This window comes from Catenulispora pinistramenti, from assembly GCF_018274385.1.
Taxonomy (GTDB): Bacteria; Actinomycetota; Actinomycetes; order Streptomycetales; family Catenulisporaceae; genus Catenulispora; species Catenulispora pinistramenti.
Genome location: NZ_JAAFYZ010000026.1, coordinates 40,852 through 60,276 on the forward strand (window position 1 = coordinate 40,852; position 19,425 = coordinate 60,276).

General features: G+C 69.9%; 13 protein-coding genes. 4 read left to right on the plus strand and 9 right to left on the minus strand.

Annotation, left to right across the window (positions count from 1 at the left end):
* Positions 1 to 220: 220 nt before the first annotated feature.
* Positions 221 to 769, plus strand: coding sequence for a SigE family RNA polymerase sigma factor (locus KGQ19_RS10650; protein ID WP_212008933.1), 549 nt, complete (start codon positions 221 to 223; stop codon positions 767 to 769).
* On the plus strand, positions 766 to 2,310 hold the full coding sequence (locus tag KGQ19_RS10655; protein WP_212008934.1) for a hypothetical protein: 1,545 nt from the start codon (positions 766 to 768) through the stop codon (positions 2,308 to 2,310). Before KGQ19_RS10650 ends, KGQ19_RS10655 begins: the two co-directional genes overlap by 4 nt.
* Before the next feature lie 92 nt (positions 2,311 to 2,402).
* On the opposite strand, the gene KGQ19_RS10660 is transcribed toward KGQ19_RS10655, so the two are convergent.
* Entirely contained in the window at positions 2,403 to 4,424 is a 2,022-nt protein-coding gene (locus KGQ19_RS10660; protein ID WP_212008935.1) for a cell wall-binding repeat-containing protein, read from the minus strand.
* Between the two features lie 616 nt (positions 4,425 to 5,040).
* Here KGQ19_RS10660 and KGQ19_RS10665 point away from each other — a divergent pair.
* Positions 5,041 to 5,325: a hypothetical protein gene (locus KGQ19_RS10665; protein ID WP_212008936.1), complete on the plus strand. Its 285-nt coding sequence runs from the start codon at positions 5,041 to 5,043 to the stop codon at positions 5,323 to 5,325.
* A 106-nt stretch (positions 5,326 to 5,431) separates the two neighbouring features.
* Here KGQ19_RS10665 and KGQ19_RS10670 read toward each other — a convergent pair whose 3' ends face one another.
* The 4 genes from KGQ19_RS10670 to KGQ19_RS10685 all read right to left on the minus strand — a co-directional run bounded on the left by KGQ19_RS10670 (position 5,432) and on the right by KGQ19_RS10685 (position 11,900).
* The gene (locus KGQ19_RS10670; protein ID WP_212008937.1) at positions 5,432 to 6,865 is read right to left on the minus strand and encodes a S8/S53 family peptidase; all 1,434 of its coding nucleotides are present in this window, start codon (positions 6,863 to 6,865) and stop codon (positions 5,432 to 5,434) included.
* 235 nt (positions 6,866 to 7,100) lie between these two features.
* Positions 7,101 to 8,273, minus strand: a complete 1,173-nt coding sequence (locus KGQ19_RS10675) for a glycosyltransferase family 9 protein (protein WP_212008938.1) — start codon at positions 8,271 to 8,273, stop codon at positions 7,101 to 7,103.
* A gap of 200 nt (positions 8,274 to 8,473) precedes the next feature.
* Positions 8,474 to 10,849 carry a tetratricopeptide repeat protein gene (locus KGQ19_RS10680; protein ID WP_212008939.1) on the minus strand — a complete coding sequence of 792 codons (2,376 nt, stop codon included), beginning with the start codon at positions 10,847 to 10,849 and terminating at the stop codon, positions 8,474 to 8,476.
* A 46-nt stretch (positions 10,850 to 10,895) separates the two neighbouring features.
* A complete protein-coding gene (locus KGQ19_RS10685; RefSeq protein WP_212008940.1) occupies positions 10,896 to 11,900 on the minus strand; it encodes a hypothetical protein in 1,005 nt (334 codons plus the stop codon).
* A 521-nt stretch (positions 11,901 to 12,421) separates the two neighbouring features.
* On the opposite strand from KGQ19_RS10685, the gene KGQ19_RS10690 reads away from it, so the two are divergent.
* Positions 12,422 to 13,507 carry a sugar ABC transporter substrate-binding protein gene (locus KGQ19_RS10690; RefSeq protein ID WP_212008941.1) on the plus strand — a complete coding sequence of 362 codons (1,086 nt, stop codon included), beginning with the start codon at positions 12,422 to 12,424 and terminating at the stop codon, positions 13,505 to 13,507.
* Positions 13,508 to 13,584: 77 nt separating this feature from the next.
* On the opposite strand, the gene KGQ19_RS10695 is transcribed toward KGQ19_RS10690, so the two are convergent.
* The 4 genes from KGQ19_RS10695 to KGQ19_RS10710 all read right to left on the minus strand — a co-directional run bounded on the left by KGQ19_RS10695 (position 13,585) and on the right by KGQ19_RS10710 (position 19,347).
* Complete coding sequence (locus KGQ19_RS10695; RefSeq protein ID WP_212008942.1) at positions 13,585 to 13,809, minus strand: hypothetical protein; 225 nt, start codon at positions 13,807 to 13,809, stop codon at positions 13,585 to 13,587.
* A gap of 32 nt (positions 13,810 to 13,841) precedes the next feature.
* On the minus strand, positions 13,842 to 16,094 hold the full coding sequence (locus tag KGQ19_RS10700) for a hypothetical protein (protein ID WP_212008943.1): 2,253 nt from the start codon (positions 16,092 to 16,094) through the stop codon (positions 13,842 to 13,844).
* A gap of 206 nt (positions 16,095 to 16,300) precedes the next feature.
* Entirely contained in the window at positions 16,301 to 18,055 is a 1,755-nt protein-coding gene (locus KGQ19_RS10705; RefSeq protein ID WP_212008944.1) for a ricin-type beta-trefoil lectin domain protein, read from the minus strand.
* Between the two features lie 344 nt (positions 18,056 to 18,399).
* Positions 18,400 to 19,347 (minus strand): hypothetical protein, encoded by a 948-nt coding sequence (locus KGQ19_RS10710; protein ID WP_212008945.1) that lies wholly within the window; start codon positions 19,345 to 19,347, stop codon positions 18,400 to 18,402.
* Between the last annotated feature and the right edge of the window lie 78 nt (positions 19,348 to 19,425).

Below are 19,425 nucleotides of genomic sequence, written 5' to 3' on the forward strand. Positions count from 1 at the left end.
TTCAGGCTGTCAACGCGCCACTTGCACACTCCGATCACGGCGAGCGCCGTGTCGCAGAACTCGATGAACGTGGCACCCCGGCCACGGAGCGGCCAAGTGAGGCGGTGGCCGACCGGAGGGGCGGAACACGTGTCACCGAATTCTCGTCGGGGGTGACAACCTCTGCGGGCGTCGCCCACGTATAGCGAGTCGATACTGATGAGCCGGGGGAGGGAGATCGATGCGCAGACCTGACGACAGCGAGTTCACCGCGCTGGTCGCGGCGAGATCGCTGGCGCTGCGGCGGATGGCGTATCTGATGTGCGGGGACTGGGATCAGGCGGAGGACCTGGTACAGGTCGCCTTCATCAAGCTGCACTCCGCCTGGGGACGGGTCCGGAGCGACCAAGGCGTCGACGCGTACCTGCGCACCACGTTGCTGCGTGCGTGCATCGACGAACGGCGGCGCGCGCACTGGCGTCGGGAGCGACCGTCGTCCGATGCCATGCCCGACATCGCCGCGCTCCACGACAGCGGGGAGACCAGGGTGTCCGAGCGTGAAGTCGTGGTGGCGGCGCTGCATCGGCTGGCGCCCGGGCAGCGTGCCGTCCTGATTCTGCGGTTCTTCGACGACCAGGACGTCGAGGCCACGGCCAGGCTGCTCGGCATCTCCACGGGCACCGTCAAGAGCCAGACCGCGCGCGGGCTGGCGGCGATGCGCTCGATCCTGCCCGACCCCGCTCGCGCCGGGGGCGAGGAACTCCTCACGACGAAGAAGGAGCGGTCATGACTGAAGACAGCCAGTGGATGCGTGACGTGTTCGACACGACGCGGGCCGAGCAGGAGCCGATCTGGCTCGCCGACGCGCAGGCGATGATCGCCGGTGGCGACCGCCGGCGCCGGCTGCGGACCGTCGGGGCCGGGAGCGGATCGCTCGCGGTGGTCGCGGTGGCGGCGACGATCGCGGTGAGCGCCGCGGCACCGGGCGGCGGCGGGCGGACGACCACCGCGCCACCGACCGCATCGCCGACCCGGTCGGGCACATCGATCCTCGACCGGGTCGACTTCATGCCGGTGGAGTACAAAGACCTCAGTCGTGCCAGCGGCGGCGTGCCGAAGTACATCGCCGTGCCCGAACCGGCGGTGTCGGACATGGCGGCCTTGCTGTCCGGACTGGATCCGACGTCCTCCCACATCGTCCCGACCCCCAACCAGGGCGTCCCGGCCAAGCCGGTGCCGTTCGGCGACCCGGGCGGCGACAATATCGCCGATCTCCAGGTCAACTCCGTCTGGACCCCGAACGGCAAGCCCGCGGCGCAGAGCGACTTGAAGCTCCCGGACTCGCCGAACGGCAAGCCCGTGACGCAGGGCGATCTGAAGTTCCCGGACTCGCCGAACGGCAACCTGCTCACGCGGTTCCTGGCCGGCGACGACCCGAAGTTCCAGCCGGCGATGCCCGGCTGCGGCGCCGCGGGCGATCTGGGCGAGTCCTGGTCGACGCTCGACCCGGACACCTCCAGCCCCGACGCCGCGGACCAGGTGGCATGGAGCGCGTGCGACCACCGCCAACTCGCGGACGGATCGGTCCTGGCCAGCTCGACGAAGTCGTTCGGCCGGCTCACCGCGGTCTTCGTGAGCCGGCAGTTCCCCGGCGGCACCGGAGCGGTCGAGACACTGTGGCTGAACTACTCGATCGCGCAGGTCCCGAAAGGCATAGCGCCGAACCCGGACACCGTGCTCTCGCCGTCGCCGCTCACCCTGCAGAAGCTGACGGCCGTGCTGTCCGGGAGCGGGATCGCCCCCGGCCTGAAGGCGGCGGCAACCGTCACGGTGCCGCCGACGTTCCTGCAGGCGGCGGACTTCGGCGCGGGATGGAAGGTCGCCTCGACGGGCGCGCCCAGCCGGCCCTCCAACTCGGTGACCGACGCCTGCGCGACCGAACAGTCGGATCTGATCGGCCCGACCGTGCCGGATTACACGTTCTCCGGCCCGACGCCCAGCGGGTTGAACGCACGCGCGGACGTCCTGCGGCTGACAGTGAAGTCCGGAGACGGCGCCCAGAAGCTCTCCAGCCTGCGCAGCCAGGCCGAGACCGGGTGCGCGGGCGCGACCGTGACACCGCTGCCGAGCGGGATCGGGGACGGCGGCTTCGTCGAGAACCTCCCCGGGCTGCCTTCCCAGCCCTGGAACGTGTTCGTGAGGTTCGGCGACGTCCTCATCCAGGTCACCGTCAACAGCCCGGAGAACTCGCCCGCCTTCACGTCCGCCGACCAGGAATGGCTCACCGGCCTGGCCGCGAAGGCCGCGACGCGGTTCGCCGCGAAGGGCTGAGTGGGCGAGCACCAAGGCGATCCGCGGCGAAGAGCCCGGCTTACTCCCCCGGGAGTAAGCCGGGCTCCGTCATTTCAGTCCTCTGTGATGACTCAGCCCTTTGCGACGTTCGGCGTCGCCAGGTGCTGGGCCGCGGAGTTGCCGGCGCCCACCGAAGAACCGGCGGAGGTGGCGATGTCCGCCGCCAGCTGCTGGTCCACGCGCAGCGGGAGGGCGTTGGTGCCGCCGTAGATGAAGCCCCAGTTCGAGGCGCCGCGGTTGGCGTCGATCAGGGCGTTGTCAGCGGCGCTGAGGCCGGTCGCCGGGTTCACCAGCAGCAGCGGACCCTGGCGGAAGCCCATCATGGCGCCGCCGGACAGGGAGTCCGGCCAGTTGGCGCCGGTGGCGATGCCGATCTGGCCGAAGGCGCCGAAGATCTCGTGCGCCACCAGGTACGACGTCTGGTACCGGTCGGAACCGACCAGGGCGTCGTAGCCGTGCCACTTGGCCGCCTTCAGGGCCGTGTTCGCCGCGCCGCCGACGGCGGCGACGTAGTGCAGCTGGCCGCTGTTCGCCTTGGCCTGCAGGTAGGCGTCGGTCGAGGCCGGCATGGCGTTGCCGTTGGTCAGGACCACGACCATGCCGGAGTAGGAACCGGCCGCCGCGCCCGCGGACAGCGCGTCCGGGTAGTTGGCGCCGGTGGCGACCAGGACGTCCGAGGCGTTGGGGTCGACCGCGTTGGCGATCTTGACCGCGGTGTCGTAGCGGTCCTGGCCCGCGATCCGGTCGACGGTGTAGCCCAGCTTGGCCAGCGCGCTCTGGACGGCCGGCGAGACCGCCGCGGTGCCGCCGAGGATGTAGACCGTGCCGGAGGTCGGCAGGACGCGCCGGATCTCGCCCAGCGTCTCGGCGTTCAGCGTCTTGCTGTCGGTGAGCAGCAGCGGGCCGCTCTTGTGGGCGGCCAGCGCGGCGCCGCCGAGGGCGTCGGCGAACACGTCCGAACGGCTCAGCACGACCGACTTCGCCTGCGCGCGCTGGTCGCTCTGGGCCGCGCCGTTGGTGCGCCAGGACTGCCGCGAGGCCAGGACCGCGGTGTCGACGCGGTCGGAGCCGGCGATCCGGTAGACGCGCCCCGGGTTGTCGGTGCGCACGGCCAGGCCGCCGCTCAGCGCGGAGACGCTCTTCTCCAGCTGCGGCGCGGGCGCCGCGGCGGCCAGGGCCTGCGAGACGTCCACCTGGTAGGTGCCGTTGGCGCTGGAACCGGCCGGGACCGCCCGGTTGGCGAACTCGAAGGCGACGGTCTGGTCGGCGGTGCTCTGGTTGTCGGCCTCGAAGATCGGCGTGGCGTGGTCGCCGGTCATCCAGGTGATCTGCTTCGGCGCGGACCAGGCGTTGTTCTGCAGGGACGTCGCGAACAGCTGGGCGTCGCCGTTGGCGTCGGTCCGGACGAAGACCACTGTCTTGCCGTCCGCCGAGATCGTCGGCTGCGAACCGCCCTTGGCGGCGACGTCCGGGGCGACGACCGTGGTGAAGGTCGGCTCGCCGTTCGTGCCGTAGGACACCAGGCCGATGCCGGAGGTCGCCGCGCCGCCGGCCTGGCCGTTGGTCTGCACCACGACGCTGCCGGCCTGGTCGCTGGCCACGTCCGGGTTGCTCAAGCCCAGCCCGGCCGGCGCGACCGGCGCCGAGACCAGGTCGAAGGTCGGACGCTGGGAGCCGAGCGAGCCGCCGTTGGCCAGCGCGCCGACCACCTTGGCGGTGGCGCCGGTGCCCTCGGTCCAGTACACGGCCTCGCTGCTGACGTCCCAGACGGTGTGCGAGGGCGCGACGCCCTGCGCGACCTTGATGATGTGGGTGCCGTCGTAGTCGGCGGTGTAGATCGCGTTGTCGCCGCCGATGTACGCGAACCGGCCGCCCTGGCCGGCCCAGGACACGTCGTGGGCGCCGGCCGGAAGAGCGACCGTCCCCCCGCCCACGACGTTGATCGTCCCGCCGGCGGTGATCGTCACCGGGTTCGTCCCGGCGCCACCGAAGGTGGTCGCGTGCGCCGCGCCACCGGCGACGAGGACGGAACCGATGGAGGAAGCGAAGAGCGCGGCGACCGCGACAGGCTTCCTACTGAACTTGCTGGACAAATGACCCTCCCGGAAATGGATGTCGACACTGCGTTCGACACCAGAGAGCCGCAGAATACAACCACGGCGGGCGCGCTCCGCACCCGGTTTCACCGCACGTACACACTTCCCTTTCCAGCCGGTCGGCGACGGATACGCGGCAGGCGCTCCGATGCGAGGCAGGCTGCCTATATCGGGGTGGAAGGACCTGGTCAGATGATGTGGGCCAGAATGCCTTGGCTTACAACAGGGTCACAAAGCCTTAATATCGGCGGCCCTCGGGTCAGAAAGCTCGGCTTCTGAATCCCTTCACGCTGGATTTGTTGCGCACGCTTCCGCCATGTACTGCTACTGTCGCGTACCGTCACGCAGATGGGGGTGCGGTGTGCAACGTACCGGGTTGCTCCGACGGCGGTGCGAACACGGCCGCTGGCGACTGGAACCGACGACGGGTATCGGTTTCCAGGAAGCCGTCGAAGATATGCGCAGCCGACGTAAATCCCGCGCAACAGGATCCGCCGGTCGAGTCCGCCCCAACGGCGCAGTGGTCTTATACGTGCCTAGCCGGTATCAGAGCGCCACATTCCACGGCCGCCTCCAGCACAGGGCTGACGGAGGACTGGAATTCACCGGCGTCATGAAGGAAACCCTCTCAGCCGTGCTGATGCCGCTGATATACGGCTTCGTGACGCTGCTGATGCTCGCGCTGATCGTGCTCGGGGCGCTGACCGATGTGTGGCCGCCGTTGGTGATCGGGGTCGTCGCGGCACCGATTATGGGGACATTGACCGTCAAGTTTCACCGTAACCGGGGCCGGGACTACGCCATGCACTCCCGCCGGTTGTATGGGAATCTGGCCGGGCTGCTGGCGCCGCTGAATCCGCAACCGCTCGGCTCCGCTACCCCGGAGCTTGGCCGATAGACCGTGACCGATGGACCGTGACCGACAGACCACCCGAGCAGCGAGCTACCGGCACGGCGCGTCTGCGACGCCGTGCCGGTAGCGGTTGCCCGACCCTCGTGGTCTGTCAGAAAGCGCCCAGACCGTCGGGCACGCCGACCCCGGTCGGGCCGTTCCAGCCCGGACCGGCCACGCACAGCACGGTCGGCAGGTTCGCCTTCGTGCAGTCGGCGGCGCCGTTGGGCATGTTCGTGCCCGTAGTCACGTTCTCGATCGAGCCGTTGCCGGCCGCGGAGGCGGCGTAGAGCGTGTTCGGACCGTCGACGCCGGCGGTGCCGGCGCGGACGTAGAGGCCGGCCAGGTACGGGGAGGCCGCGCTGGTGCCCATGGCGACACCCCAGCCGCCGGCGCCGCCGGTGGCCGGCTGGTAGGTGTCGTAGATGGAGACGTTGGTGGCGACCGCCGACGCGTCGGTGCTGGCGCGGTGGCCACCGCAGTACGCTGCGACGCTGGCGGGCTGGCCGACAGCCGGGGGGATGTAGTCGGAGCAGCTGCTGGCGGCCGACCAGTACAGGTTGCCTTCGCCGTTGCCGTCGTCCCACACCGACTTGTTGAAGGTGTTGCCGCCGTCGGTCGAGGTGATCTGGACGCCGCCGGCCGAGGTCACCCACGGCACTTCCTGCGGCCAGACCTGGTTCATGGTGCCCTGCTGCACCCCGTGGTCGCCGGCCGCGGCGACGATGGCCACGCCCGGGTGGTGCAGCCGCTGCGCCTGAGTGCCCGTGGCGATGCCCGGCTGGATGCCGTTGGCGATGTCGTAGCTGATCGACACGGCGTTCGCGCCCAGCCCGATCGCGGTGTCCACGCCGTCGTCCATGGCGTCGGCGGTCACCGCCGGAAGGTAGGCGTACTGCGGGATGACCAGCAGCGGCGACAGCTCCACGACCCGGATCTGGCACTCCGGGCAGGACGCCGAGACCATCTCGACGTCCAGCGCCGACTCCATGGCCAGGAACTCGTCGGCCTGGTTGAGGATGGGCAGCCCCAGCGGTGCCGGCGGCGCGCCGCCGTCCTTGCCGACGATCTTCAGGCAGCCGCTGGCCTCGGTGCAGGCCGGCAGGCCGTACTGGCTGCGGTAGGTGGCGAGGTCGGAGGCCAGCGTCGGGGTCGCGCCGAACGCGAGGATCCCGACCGTGCCGGCCTTCCCCGGGGTGTCCGGGAGGTGGAACGCCCGGGCGAAGTCCGCCGGCCCCAGCCCGACCGGCCCGGACACCGCCAGCGGCTTGGTCGCGTCCGACGCGGACGCGACCAGCGACATGTCGCAGTCGGCCGGAAGGTACTTGCCGGCGGCGTTCCCGCTGCCGCCCGCACACAGGCTGATCGCGTGGTGCGTCTTCGCCAGGCTCCCGTCAAGCGCCGCCTGGTGGACCACCGCCGGGTTGTCCAGACCGGGCACCGACGGCGCTGCCTGGGCGACGCCCACGGGCAACACCTCGACAGCCGCGGCCAGCGTCGTCGCCGCGACCGCCACCCCCAGCATCGCTCTCGCAATACTTCTCATAAGCCCCTCATCGCTCCCTTGGATTGAATCCGGCCGAAAGCCAGGCGTGTCGGCGAGCCTAGAGAGCGGCGCTCGGGAACGGTCCTGGAAGCTTCCAGGGGTTGCGTCGATATCAGAGGTCTACTGAAAGATCCGCGCAGGTATGAACACGAATATCAGTGGGCCCGAGGCAACGCCCACGATCTGCGCTGTGGGCAGGCGGATCTGTTACGACGAGATCATGTGAACTGGCGTGTCACGCCTCGATGAACCGCTCGTGGACCCGTTCCCAGGAGGTCATCGCCGATTTGTCGCCGCCGAGTGCCGAAAGCAGGCGGGGGAAGTAGGCCGCGAGGCATTCCTCGTAGTTCCGGCGGCCTTCGATGAGGTCATCGGCTGCTTCCAACAGCTCGGGGATGGTCTCCTCGATCCGCTTCCGGGTCATCGATGCCTCGCGCACGCCGCTGCCGTCGCTGTCCTCCGTCCGATGGGGGGCGCCGCCGAAGGACGGGAAGCGCGCGGTATCCGGCAGAAGCGAGTGGAAGGGCACCCCGTTGTGGAAGTACTCGAACCACGCCCCGCCGGAGAGCGCCAGCCAGGGCGTGCCGACCGCGAGCGCGGCGAAGGAGAATCCCGAGTGCGGTGAGAACAGCAGCGCGGCGCGTTGGATCAGCGCCAACTGCACCAGCAACGGGAGGTCGTAGCCGTCGACCGCATCGACCTCGGCCATCAATCCGGCTGCGTCCCCGTGCGGCATCGCGCTGGAGCGGCGCCCGTGTGCCCCGGCGGTTTTGCCGATCAGGACGAAAGTGGCGTCCGGCCATGCCGCGCGCAGCTCACGGAGCATCAGGAGCCAGGATCCGGTGGACGGGTAGCCGGCTCGTTCCCCACCCCCGCTGGGCAGCACGGCAAGCACCGGACCGGAGCCCAAGTGCGGCGCGAGGATGCGCTCGGCCTCCTGCCGTGCCTGTGCCGGAAGAGCCAGCCGCAGGTGCTGCTCAGTTCGGAGGGGAAGACCGGGGGCGTTGCCGGGCACCGTGAAGTGCGCGGCCGCGGCGTCGGACAATCGGGCCAGGCGGGGGAACTTGGCGCGCTCGGCCGGGTCATCGCGCCGGTAGCAGCGAAACGTCCACTCGAAATCGCGTGGCACCTTCGCGTAGGGGTCGTCCGGGAACCCCGCCTCGATCGGGTCGAACCGCACTGGGTACACGGCGTCAAGGAAGTCGCAGCACTCAGCCAGCTCCAGCGGGGAGCGATAGGGCAGGGCGAGGGAGACGGCAAGGCCCGGATTGGTGGCGGCGTAGGCGCCGGCAATCTGCAAGCCCTCGATCACATGGCCGACAGGCGGGTAGGTCGACCAGTCCACCAGAAGCCGTCCGGAGGCGGTGGAGGCGGTGGAGGCGCGCGAAGTCGTGACAGGGTAAGGCATCGGGATCTCTCCAGGAAGAAGCGCCCGCGTCAGCGCAACGAGGCGCGGCGGTTCGGCTCGATATCAGGGCTTGTTCTGATACGTCGGGCAGCAGCCGGTGAGGGGCCGCATCCATGGGAGGTCACTTCACAGCGGGGACGCTACCAACAGGCGCGCCTCCCCCGCCTCGTATTTTCCGCGGGCCTGGGCAGCGCAGCGTCTCAGTCCACGTACCACAGCCCCGACGTCTCGAGTCGGCCGAGGTAGCGCGCGGCCTCCTCCTTGGGCAGGTCGTCGAAGACCGCCAGCGCCTCACGATGCCTGGCCCGGGCCTGCTCTGTCAGGCCACTGATCTTCAGGCTCAGGGCCAGGCCGTTGAGGCAGTCGGCCCAGACGTACCGGTCACCGACCTCGGCGGCGACGGCGATGGCCTCCTCGAAGGATTCGATGGCGTCCTGCGTCCGCCTGGTCCGCAGGTACCTGTCGCCGACGTTGCGCAGCCCGAGGGCCAGGGCCCGCAGATCGTCCGTCTTGCGGGCCCGCTCCACGAAGAGCAGCAAGTACTCCTGGGCCTCGTCGTGCCGGCCCAGACGTCCCAGACAGATCGAGGCGATGGTGAGGATGCTGCTCGGGACCCGCTCGCCGGCTTCCTCGATCGTCCGGATCGCTTCCCGCGCCAGTTCGATCCCGGTGCCGGGATCGCCGGTATTGGCGTGGGCGTTGGCCAGCGAGCCCAGGATGCGACCAGTGCGGAGCGCGTCCCCGGCGGCGCGGCGGGCCTCCAGTACGCGGTTCATTGGACCGATGGCCTCGGTGACGCGGCCCTGGGCGCTGAGCGCGAAGGCCAGCCAGCGGACGACGTCCGTCTCGCCGTCGGGGTCGTCGTCTTCGCGGGCGTACGGGAGCGCCGTGGACATGAGGCGTTCCAGCTCGCGGTAGTTCTGTGCGAGCTCTTCGAAGTAGCCCATCGCGATGGGCAGCCGCCACGCCAGCGACGGGAAACCCGCCTCCCCGGCCACCGCCACGGCCCGCATGAGGTTCGCACGCTCCCGGCCGTACCAGGCCACCGCCTCGGCGGTGGTGTCGGCCTGCGGAGCGGATCTGCCGACCAGCGCGGGGTCGATCGGCGGCATGCTGCGGTCCGGGCTGATGGCCAACGCGGTCAGCGTCACGACCGCGACGTGCCAGCTGAGCGCGGTCCGAACGGCGGCCCGGCGCTCGTCTTCGGTCATCTCCGCTTCGGCGCGTTCGGCCGCGTAGGCGCGGATCAGGTCGTGCATCTCGTACCGGCCCGCGATCCGTTCCTGGACCAGGTTCTCGTCCAGCAGCAGTTCCAGGACCCGCTCGGCCTCGGCCGGGGTCAGCCCGGCCGGCGCCGCGACCGAGGCGGCCGTGACGTCCAGCCCCGGATGGATGCCGAGCAGCCGGAAGACATGTTTGGCCCGGTCTGGGAGATCCCGATAGGAGAGGTCGAAGGCTGCGCCGCCAATGTCGGAACTGGTGGCCTCGTCTCGCTCCAGACGCTCCGCGAGGTCGGCCAGCCGCCAGACCGGCCGGGACCGGAGCCTGGTCGCGGCGATCGAGACGGCCAGCGGCAGCAGCCCGCACCGGCGCACGATCCGCCGCGCCGCCTCGGGTTCGGCGCCGACCCGTTGCGGACCGGCGATCTTGGCCAGCAGGGCCAGCGCCTCATCCTCGCTGAAGACGCCGAGCCGGTGCCAGACCGCGTCGTCGAGCCCGGCCAGGCCGCGCCGGCTGGTGATCAGCACCAGGCAGGACGACGAGGCCGGAATCAGGCTGCGGACTTGGTCCTCGCCCGCGGCGTTGTCCAGGAGCACCAGGGCGTCCTTGCCGCGGATCCGGTCCCGGAACAGGGCGGAGCGCTCCTCGACGTCGTCGGGGATCTGCTCGGCCGGCACCCGCAACTGCCGCAGGAACGAGTCCAGGACGGCCGCGGGCTCGGCCGGCGGCCGGTCCGGATCGAAGCCGCGCAGGTTCGCGTACATCTGCACGTCGCCGAACCAGCCGGCCCGGACCAGCCGGTGCGCGGCGTGCACGGCCAACTGAGTCTTGCCCACCCCGGCCATTCCCTCGATGGCGGTCACCACGACCGTGGCCGCCCGGCCCTCCCCGGCCCGCCGGGTCGCGGCCGTCACCAGCTGCCGGAGCTCGGACTCCCGGCCGGTGAACGTCGCCAGATCGGCGGGCAGCTGTCGGAACACACCCGGCGGGCCGCCGAGCCTGGCCTCCCGCTGGATCCGTACGTAGGCCGCACGCCAGCGGTCGGCCACCGACTCACTCTTGATCAGGATCCTGACGATCGCGACTACCAGGTCGAGGTCCAGGCGGCGCCGATGGGGCTGGAACAGGTCACCGACCGTGGTGTGCGGGACCACTCGCGGCGGACGCAGCAACGGTCCGACGCTGCGGGCCAGGGTTCGGTAGGACAGGTCGCCGGACTGCCGGCGCAGCCGGTCCAGGAGTCGGATGTATTCGGGGAGGTCGCCGGCGACGGCCGGATCCGGGATGTCCCTGCCCTGGATGTCGTCGCCATTGATGTCGTCGCCCTCGATGTCCCTGCCCTCGATGTCGTTCACTGGTCTCCCCACGAGTAGCCAAGAACGTGGCCGCGGCCATCGCCGGTCAGCTCTGAGCGTAAGCCCCGGATACGACAGCCGCGGCGACGCCGGCCCAGAAGGCCGGGTCGATGCGCTCCACGGTCGGATCGATCCTGTTGACCGACGCCATCAGCCGCTCAGCGGCGGCCGGCCCGGCGTCCACGGTGCTGCCGGCGACGACGCGGTCGAACGCTTCCAGCAGGTCGGCGAAGGCGGATGGCATGCCGGAGACCCGCAGCGCGGCCGACGTGATCCCGTCCACGAAGTAGACCCAGCCGCTGTCGCAATCGATGCAGAAGCGGCCCGTCCGGTCCCGCGGGCCGCCGGTGCCGATGGTCAGCAGGCGGTGGCCGTCGACGATCCGCGGGCCGTCCTGGTCCGGCTCGGCGCCGTCGAAGAGCAGGGTGTGCGCGGGCATGCCCTTCGTGGCCAGCGCGTCGCGGTACATCATGACGCGCACCGGCGCCACGTACCCGTTCGCGTAGACGTGACGGCGCGGGGCCGCTTCGGCGGCGGCGGCGATCGTCCGGAGCTCCGCCAGGATCAGGGTATTGATGTCGAGGTCGAGCGGGTCTGCCTCGGGCACCCCGAGCCTGGTGTGGTCGAGCTGGTAGGCGAAGGCGTAGCACTCGCTCAACGTGGCGAAAGCCCAATGCCGACGCCGGTCGGGCTCAGCCCAGGAACGCAACGCGAGATTCAGGATCGAGGCCGCGGTGAACAGCAGGCCCGGCACGATCTCGCCGGGCTCTTCCTCCTCCTCGCCCTCCGGCCCGAGCAACGCTTCGAGGCGTTCCCGCATCACGGCCACACCGGCCGAGTCGATCGCGGCCGCGGTGGCGCAGTCCGCGAGAAGGGCTGACGCGTCCGAGACGAGCAGCGCGTAGCCCGGTGCGTAGTCGTCGAAATACGCGTCGGCTCCCGGCAGGTCGGCGACCACCGCGACCCGCCGCGCCGCCTGGGTCGCGACCGCTGCGCACTGGTGCGGGGAGAGTGCGGAGAGCAACGCGGTGACGCGGTCGTCGTCGAACATGGCCATGCCCTTCATATGGATACGTCGGACCATTTAACAGCGCCGGAGAGGCGGGGATAGCCGCGCATCAATACTCGAAGATAAATGCTCGAATATATCTCGGGATGATCGCTTACGCCGCCTCACTGTTGCGATGGACAACATAAGCACTACCAAGATCGACCAATATCGCACACAGACGGACCCGGGCGAGCGCCGCTCCCGGCGCCGGCACCCCGCCCGAGCCGAAACCCGGCGTTCATGAACGACTCGGCCCACCGCAAGACCTGGAGAATCACCACCGAGGTCAGGTTGGTCGCGGTGACGCGGCCAGCACACTCGGTGGACCGCCGTAACCCGCGTGTCCCAATCGTTACCGCCTATCCCGGGATTTCCACTGGCGCTCACCGTCCCGTGGGAAATAGTTTTTCATTCCTCCAAAAGAGCCGCTTGCCGCCTGGATCGCCGCGCCAGCCCCGCAGATCCGAGACCGCACCTACGCCCGACGGTGTGCGCATTCGGCACCATGAAGGAATCCAACGATGAAAAAACTGATCATGCGCGCCATGGCGGCCGGCACAGTGGCGGCCCTCACCCTGGGGGCGTGCAGCTCCAACTCGTCCGACGGTTCGGCGAAGGGGCGCAAGCCCTATGTCGGCGTGATACTCCCCGACACCACGTCCTCCGCACGCTGGCAGACCCAGGACCAGCCCGCGCTCGCGGCGGCCTTCCAGGCCAAGGGCGTGAAGTATGACATCCAGAATGCTTTGGGCGATAAGGCCAAATTCCAGGCGATCGCCGACCAGATGCTCAAAGAGGGCGTCAACGTGCTGGTCATCGTCGACCTGGACGCGGCCTCGGGCTCCGCGGTCCTGGCCCAGGCCCGGCAGCAGGGAGTGGCGACCATCGACTACGACCGGCTCACACTGGGCGGCGGGGCCGACTACTACGTCAGCTTCGACAACGTGGACGTCGGCGAGCTCCAGGGGCAGGGCCTGGTGCAGTGTCTGCAAGGAGTGCAGAAGCCGGTGATCGCCGAGGTGAACGGCGCGCCGACGGACAACAACGCGACGCTGTTCGCGCAGGGCTACAACTCGGTGCTCAGCCAGCGCTACACCGACGGCACCTTCATCAAGGGCCCGAACCAGTCCGTCCCCGGGTGGGACAACGCCACCGCCGGCAAGGACTTCGAGCAGATGCTCGCCGCGGCGCCGAACATCGGCGGGGTGCTGGCTGCCAACGACGGCATGGCCCAGTCGGTCATCGCGGTCCTGAAGCAGCACCGCCTCAACGGCAAGGTCCCGGTCACCGGCCAGGACGCGACCATCGCCGGGCTGCAGTCGATCCTGGTCGGCGACCAGTGCATGACCGTGTTCAAGGACTCCGTGAAGGAGGCACAGGCCGGCGCCGAGCTGGCCATCGACCTGGCCACCGGCGCGCCGCCGACCTCGGCCGTGGCGATGGTCGCCGACACCGTCACCGGCAAGCTGGTCAAGTCCGTGCTGCTGACCCCGGAGGCCATCGTCAAGGCGAACGTGGGCGACGTCATCGCCGCCGGCGGAGCCACCAAGGCCCAGGTGTGCACCCCGCAGTACGCCGCGGCCTGCGCGGCGGACGGGATCAAGTGAGGCGGCCATAGTGCCGGACCGGCCGCGACGCGCAGCTGTCTGGCCGCGCACCGCGGCCGGCACCGCGTGCATCCGAATCAGGGTACGGATTCAAACCTCAGAACGCCGCCAACCCGTTCGCCCGTCCCCAACCCGGTCGGCCCGTCATACCCGGCCACCGCGTTGCACTGGTAGTCGCCGCCGCAGTCCATGCCGCCGGTGGCGTCGTTGTAGCCGGGCGCCGCGACCGCCGGAGCGGCCAGGCCGAGGACCGCGGTCGCACCCGCGGCCAACGCTGTCAGGATTCTTATTCGGGCTTTCATCGTTCTCTGTGGTCCCCTTGTGCCCTCGCCGGTCAGCCGACCGTGTACGGATTGGCGACGGTCTGGGTGATCGTGCCGCCGATCGCGTCGGTGGCGGTGACGCGCACCGTGACCGACGTGCCGGGAGCCGGGTTGCGCCACAGCGCGGCGTAGTGGCCGTCGGCGCCGAGCGTCGGCACGTCCTGCCAGGTGGTGCCGCCGTCGAAGGACACTGACGCCTGCGCCGAGGTGATCGGGGCGTGCGAGCCGTACCCGCCGAAGGAGTGGTGGCCGATGTCCAGCACCAGCGACTGCACGGGGCTCAGCGCGACGTTGGTCTGCGACAGCGCGCCGTACTGGTAGCCGATGGTCAGGATCGGCATGATCTGGCACGGCGCCGACTGCTGCCCGGCCGCGATGGCCGCCGGGCAGTAGTTCCCATCCGGGAGTGCGGTGAAAGGATCGGTCTGCCCGGTGTACTGGAACGTCACGTCGGTGTGGGTGTTCGTGGACTGCTTCTCCCCCGCCGGGTGGTCGGTGTCCAGGACCGCGCGCACCGTCGCCGGGCCGGTGCCGATGTTCGACACGATGACAGTCGGCGACCCGACAATCGGCGGCGGCGGCAGTTTTTGGCCGTTCCAGTAGACGGCCGCGGTGTCGGCGCCGTCGTAGTCGGCGCCGACCGTGTCGGGGTTGCTGTCACCGGCGTCATCGAACTCCAGGTCCATGTTCCCGGCGCCGACGCAGGCCTGGCAGTCCATCCAGGCCGCGGCCTCGGGATATCGGCCGAAGGCGGGAGCCGAGGGTGCCTGGCCCCAGGTGCGCTCCGAGGTCTGACCGGCGTGGAAGATCCTTGCGCCGACCGTCAGGCTCGGTCCCTGCGGCTTACCGGGCCCACTCGGCCACGGACCCCAGACCGTCGTGCTCCAGGGCCCGGGGGTGAAGTACGACGTCGACTTCGACGGCATCAGCTCGCCGGCCCGGAACCTGACCCCGATGCCCGTGACTATCGGCGTGGCGCCGACCGAACGCGCGAGGCCTGCCAGAGCCGGATCGGAGTCGACGTCCTCGGTCTCGGCCGCCAGGTCGCCGCTGGCCAGGTGGTGGGTCTGGTTCGCTTCGATGCGGTCCGATTCGAAATCGGTGAAGTACTGGTACTGATACGTGCCCTCGCTCGCGGTGGTCGGACCCGACAAGCTCTGGAACATGTCCGTCAGGAACTCGCCGACCTTCGCCGCCGGCGCCGGGGACATCGTGATCGGCACCGCACCTTCGATGCCGAACATCCCGGCGGCGACCGCAGGGCCCGCGATCGGCGTCCGGACCATCTGCTGCACCGACTCCTGCAGGGTCGCGGGCCGCGGCGTGGTCACCGAGACCGGCGCGGTCGCGGTCCGCGCGTCCAGCGTCAGCGCCGGGACGTCGCCGGCGGCCGGCACCGCGAAGTCGTTGACCGCGACCATCGCACCCGCGCTGGGCATGCCCTGGGAGTCGAAGGAGTAGTCGTTCAGGTAGGCTGCGTAGTTCCCGGCCGGGAGCGCGACCCGGGCGACGCCGTTGTCGATCGGCTCGAACAGTGTCATCTTCCGCGAGTCGTCGGTGTTGACCAGGTTGAAGAAACCGTCGAGCGGTGCACCGTCCATGCCGATCGCGTTGATCTGCAGGATCCGCATCGGGTAGTCCGGCGTGACCGGCGTCCCGGCGCCGACCACTCGCATCGAGGACAGGCCCTCCAGCCCGCCGCTGCCGACAGTCCGGCCCGCGGCCTTGTCCGCGGCGATCCGCTGCCGCAACGCGGCGGCGAACGCGGCCCCGGAGGCCGGGGTCAGGTAACCGGTGGCGGTCTGCCCGGAGACGGCGGTCAGGGTGACTCCGGCCGGCGCGCTCGGCGTGGCCCCGGCGCCGAACGTGAGCGATACCGGGATCCGGCCGTCCGCGGTGCTCTGCGCGGTCCGCGCGAGCTGTGTGACGTCGAACAGGGACATGTCCAGCGCCCGGCCGGCGAACGGCGCCGCCTCGGCCGGGATCAGGTAGCTGTCACCGCTGGTGTCACGGTAGGTGCTGAAGGCCGGGCTCGGCCCGCCCGGCAGCACCTGTTCCCCGGCCGCGGACAGGACGACGGTGTCGCCGGTGGGCAGAACGACACGGCTGTCGGCGCTCTCGGCGGCGCCAGCACTCGATGCCGGCGAGGTCCCCTTCGACAGAGCACTGACAGCGCTCGCGTCCGGAACGATGAAGGCCGCGACGGCTGCCGCCGCCGCGCACAGGGCCGCTGCGCGAGCGGCCCCGGTTCTGTGATTTCGCACCCTGTTTTCCCTCCGTGGCCGGTGTTCGGACGCACCCAATCAACCGAAGGAAGCCGCGGGCTGTCAGCACTTTGAGATGATGAGAAACCGCCAGGAACGTGGTGAAACCTCGGGACGGTCCAAGGCGTGCAGAAGAGGGTGTGCACTCCCGGATTCCGGGAGTGCACACCCTGCCGAACGCTGACGAGAAAGGATGCCCTGATGCCCTACTTCGTGTTCAACGCCGTGTCGTCGAGGACGAAGCTGGTGGTCCCGCCGTTCTTGTCGGTCTCGGTGCCGGTGAAGCGCAGCGTCACGCTCTGCCCCGCGTAGGCCGAGACATCGTCGCTGTGCTGCGTGTAGCCGCTTCCGTTGTCCAGGTTGCTGTAGCCGGCCAGCGTCGCGAGCACCGTGCCCGAGGCGTTGAGCAGCTGCACGGTGAACGTGTCCGGCTTGGCGGTCGACGTGTTCTCCGTCGAGTCGACGTGCAGCCAGTAGGACACGGTCGCGGTGCAGCCGGACGGGATGGTCACCGGCTGCGAGACGGTGTCGGTGTCGGCGCTGCCGTTACCGTTGAACCACGCCTCCCAGGAGCCGGAATGCGGGGGTTCGCCGCTGGTGCTGTTGGTGATCGGGTTGAATCCGAGGGTTGACTTACCGGTCCAACCGCTGCCGGTGCCGCTCTCGAAGCCCGGGTTGACCAGCAGTTGGGCCGCGGTACAGCCGCCGGTGGAAGTCGGGGTCACGGTCAGCGTGTAGGTGGCGGTGTGGGTACCGGACGCGGCCGTGCCGGTGACGGTGACGGTGTAGGTACCGGCGGCGGTCGAGGAACTGGTGGCGACGCTCAGGGTGGAGGTGCCGCCGGCGGTGACCGAGGCCGGGGTGAAGGTGGTCGTGGAACCGGCCGGGCCGCCGGTGGCGCTGAGGGCGACGGACTCGGCGCTGCCGGCCGTGACCGAGGTGGAGATGGTCGTCGTCGCGGTGCCGCCGGCGGTGACGGAGGCCGACGCCGGGCCGGCCGAGACCGCGAAGTCGTTCGCCGTCGTCGAGGCCGGGACGAACGTCCAGGTCTTCGTACTGCTGGAACTGCTGCCCGCCTTGACCTTGCCCGAGGAGTCGTTGATGTACTTCTTGCCGGACTGGATGTCGGTGAAGGTCAGGTCGGTGTTGTACGACCACTGTTGGCTCGGCCCCGCGGTGCATTTCTGCATCGAGATCTGCGAGGTCGAGTAGTCCGCGCAGAGCTTGTTGATCTGCAGGAACGTGCCGTCGAACGTGAAGCGCTGGCTGGCCGCCGTACTGTCGCAGGCCGCTGTCACGAGCAGTGCGCCGGCCGTCGAGCTGTCGTTCGGATCGGTCATGCACTTGCCGGTCGAGACGTTCTTGTACTGCCCGACGGTGATCGTCGGCTTCGCGCCGCCGTAACACGCGCCGGTGCCGGTGTTGAAGATCGGCTCGGAGGTCACCGACTCGTTCGACGGCGGGTTGACGATCACCGACTCCATGGTCGGCGTGCCGTCGTTGTTGTAGTTGGTCAGCGCGTCCTCGCACTCGATCGCGGCGAACGCGCTGCCGCCCTGCCCGCCCAGCCACAGGTCGAGGTGCCGCAGACCGGGACCGCCGTTGGGGCCGTGGCCGGTCCAGTCCGAGGTGCACTCCCCGCAGCTGTCCTCCATGATGAAGTACTTGCCGACCCGCGGGACGTAGACGATCGTTCCCGGCGGCTGCTCGCTGGAGTCGGTGGCGAAGGTGATCGGGTCGGAGTAGGTGCCGGTCCCGCCGGCGGTCTGGTGGATCCGCGGGTAGGAGATCACGCCGCCCGGCGGCGTGTTGTCCCACCAGCCGTAGAAGGTGAGGAAGGTCTGCTCGGTGGTGCCCGATCCGGCCGCCTGGGCCGGGGCGGCTACCAGGCCGAGGGCCGCGCCGATGCCCAGACAGAGGGCTGCGAGCGCCGTGGCCAGGCGCCGCATGGAAGTCTTCATTGCCGGTTCCCCTTTCGACTGAAGGGCTGCGGGTGCGCCGGGGCCGCGGTCCGGCCGGCTCCGGCCGGGGGTGCTGGTACTGCACGTACTTGCTGTTAGTGCTGCGCGTACTGGTGCTGCGCGTGCTGGCGTGCGCCGAAGCGGGCGCCGCCCCGATTGCCGTTGTGGGGTGGGCGGCGCGGCCGCGGTACCGGGGTGCCCTTTTCGTTAGTAACGTTTCCTAACTTGATTCAGGAGAGTAGGCAGCATCGGCGGGAGCGTCAAGAGACGTGGCGTGGGAAGCAAAAGCTCGCGCGCCGGCCCCGGGGCGCGGCCGACTGAGACTCCGAGAACGGCGCCGCCTGTCAGCCGGCGCAGTCCGGCGCCTGAACCCCGCGCGCGAGGCTGATGTAGTGGTCTGCGACCCACCACAACCGGTCCTGGTAGTAGATCTGGAACCAGCCGGTGGAGTTCTCGTGCCCGGTGTCCAAGCGTTCGTGCGTCAGTCGGCCCTGGGTGGTGTGGCACACCACCTCGACGACGTCACCGTCGTGCCGGGGACCCTCGGATCCGTTGAGGGCGAAGGGGGTCGGGAACACCAGGACGCCGATCGAGCCGCCGTGTCCGTTGTTCGCATCCTGATTCCAGGTGCGCACTATCTTGCCGGAGAGCGTTCTGGGCGGCGCGTTGGTGACCAGGACGGCGGTCACCGGGCTCTGCATCGGTTTCATCGCTTGGGTCTGCTGCTGCCGCGGTGGCTGGGAATGCGATCGGCCGATGACGGCGAACGCGCCGACCGGGATGACGACGGCCGCGGTTCCCACGATCGACGCCAGCACCAGAAGCGAGCGACGGCGGCGGCGCGGCGCGGGCACCGGCATGGGCCGTACCTCGACCGCGGGCTGATGCTGAGCTACCAGACCGGATTCCGTCCTGGGCTCCAGTTCCGCGGCCGACGGCAACAGCACCGGCACCGCCGAGACCGCCGACACCGCCGAGACCTCCGAGACCTCCGAAGCCTGTTCCCGGACTGCCGGCAGGGTCGAGGACTCCCCGCGCGCCCTGGCCTGCCATTCCTCCTGCGCGGCTTGCCAGCGCGGCTGGAACGGAGCCGGATCCACGTCCAGCGCGCACAACAGGCCTTCGTAGTACGACCAGCCCGGCAGGCTCTGGTCCTTGGCCGCCGGGTCGGGTGTGAGGATCCGGGACAACGTCGCCTTCGCCAGGGTCCCCCGACCGGCGCGGATGTTGCGGCTGTCCAGGCGGGTGAAGGACGGGGATCCGGCGCTTTGGTGCGCGGTACGGATCTCCACCGTCAACGACCTGGTCAGCGGTGGTACGGCAGCATCAAGATCCTTCAAAGCGCGCGCGGCCATGTCATCCCATCCCGT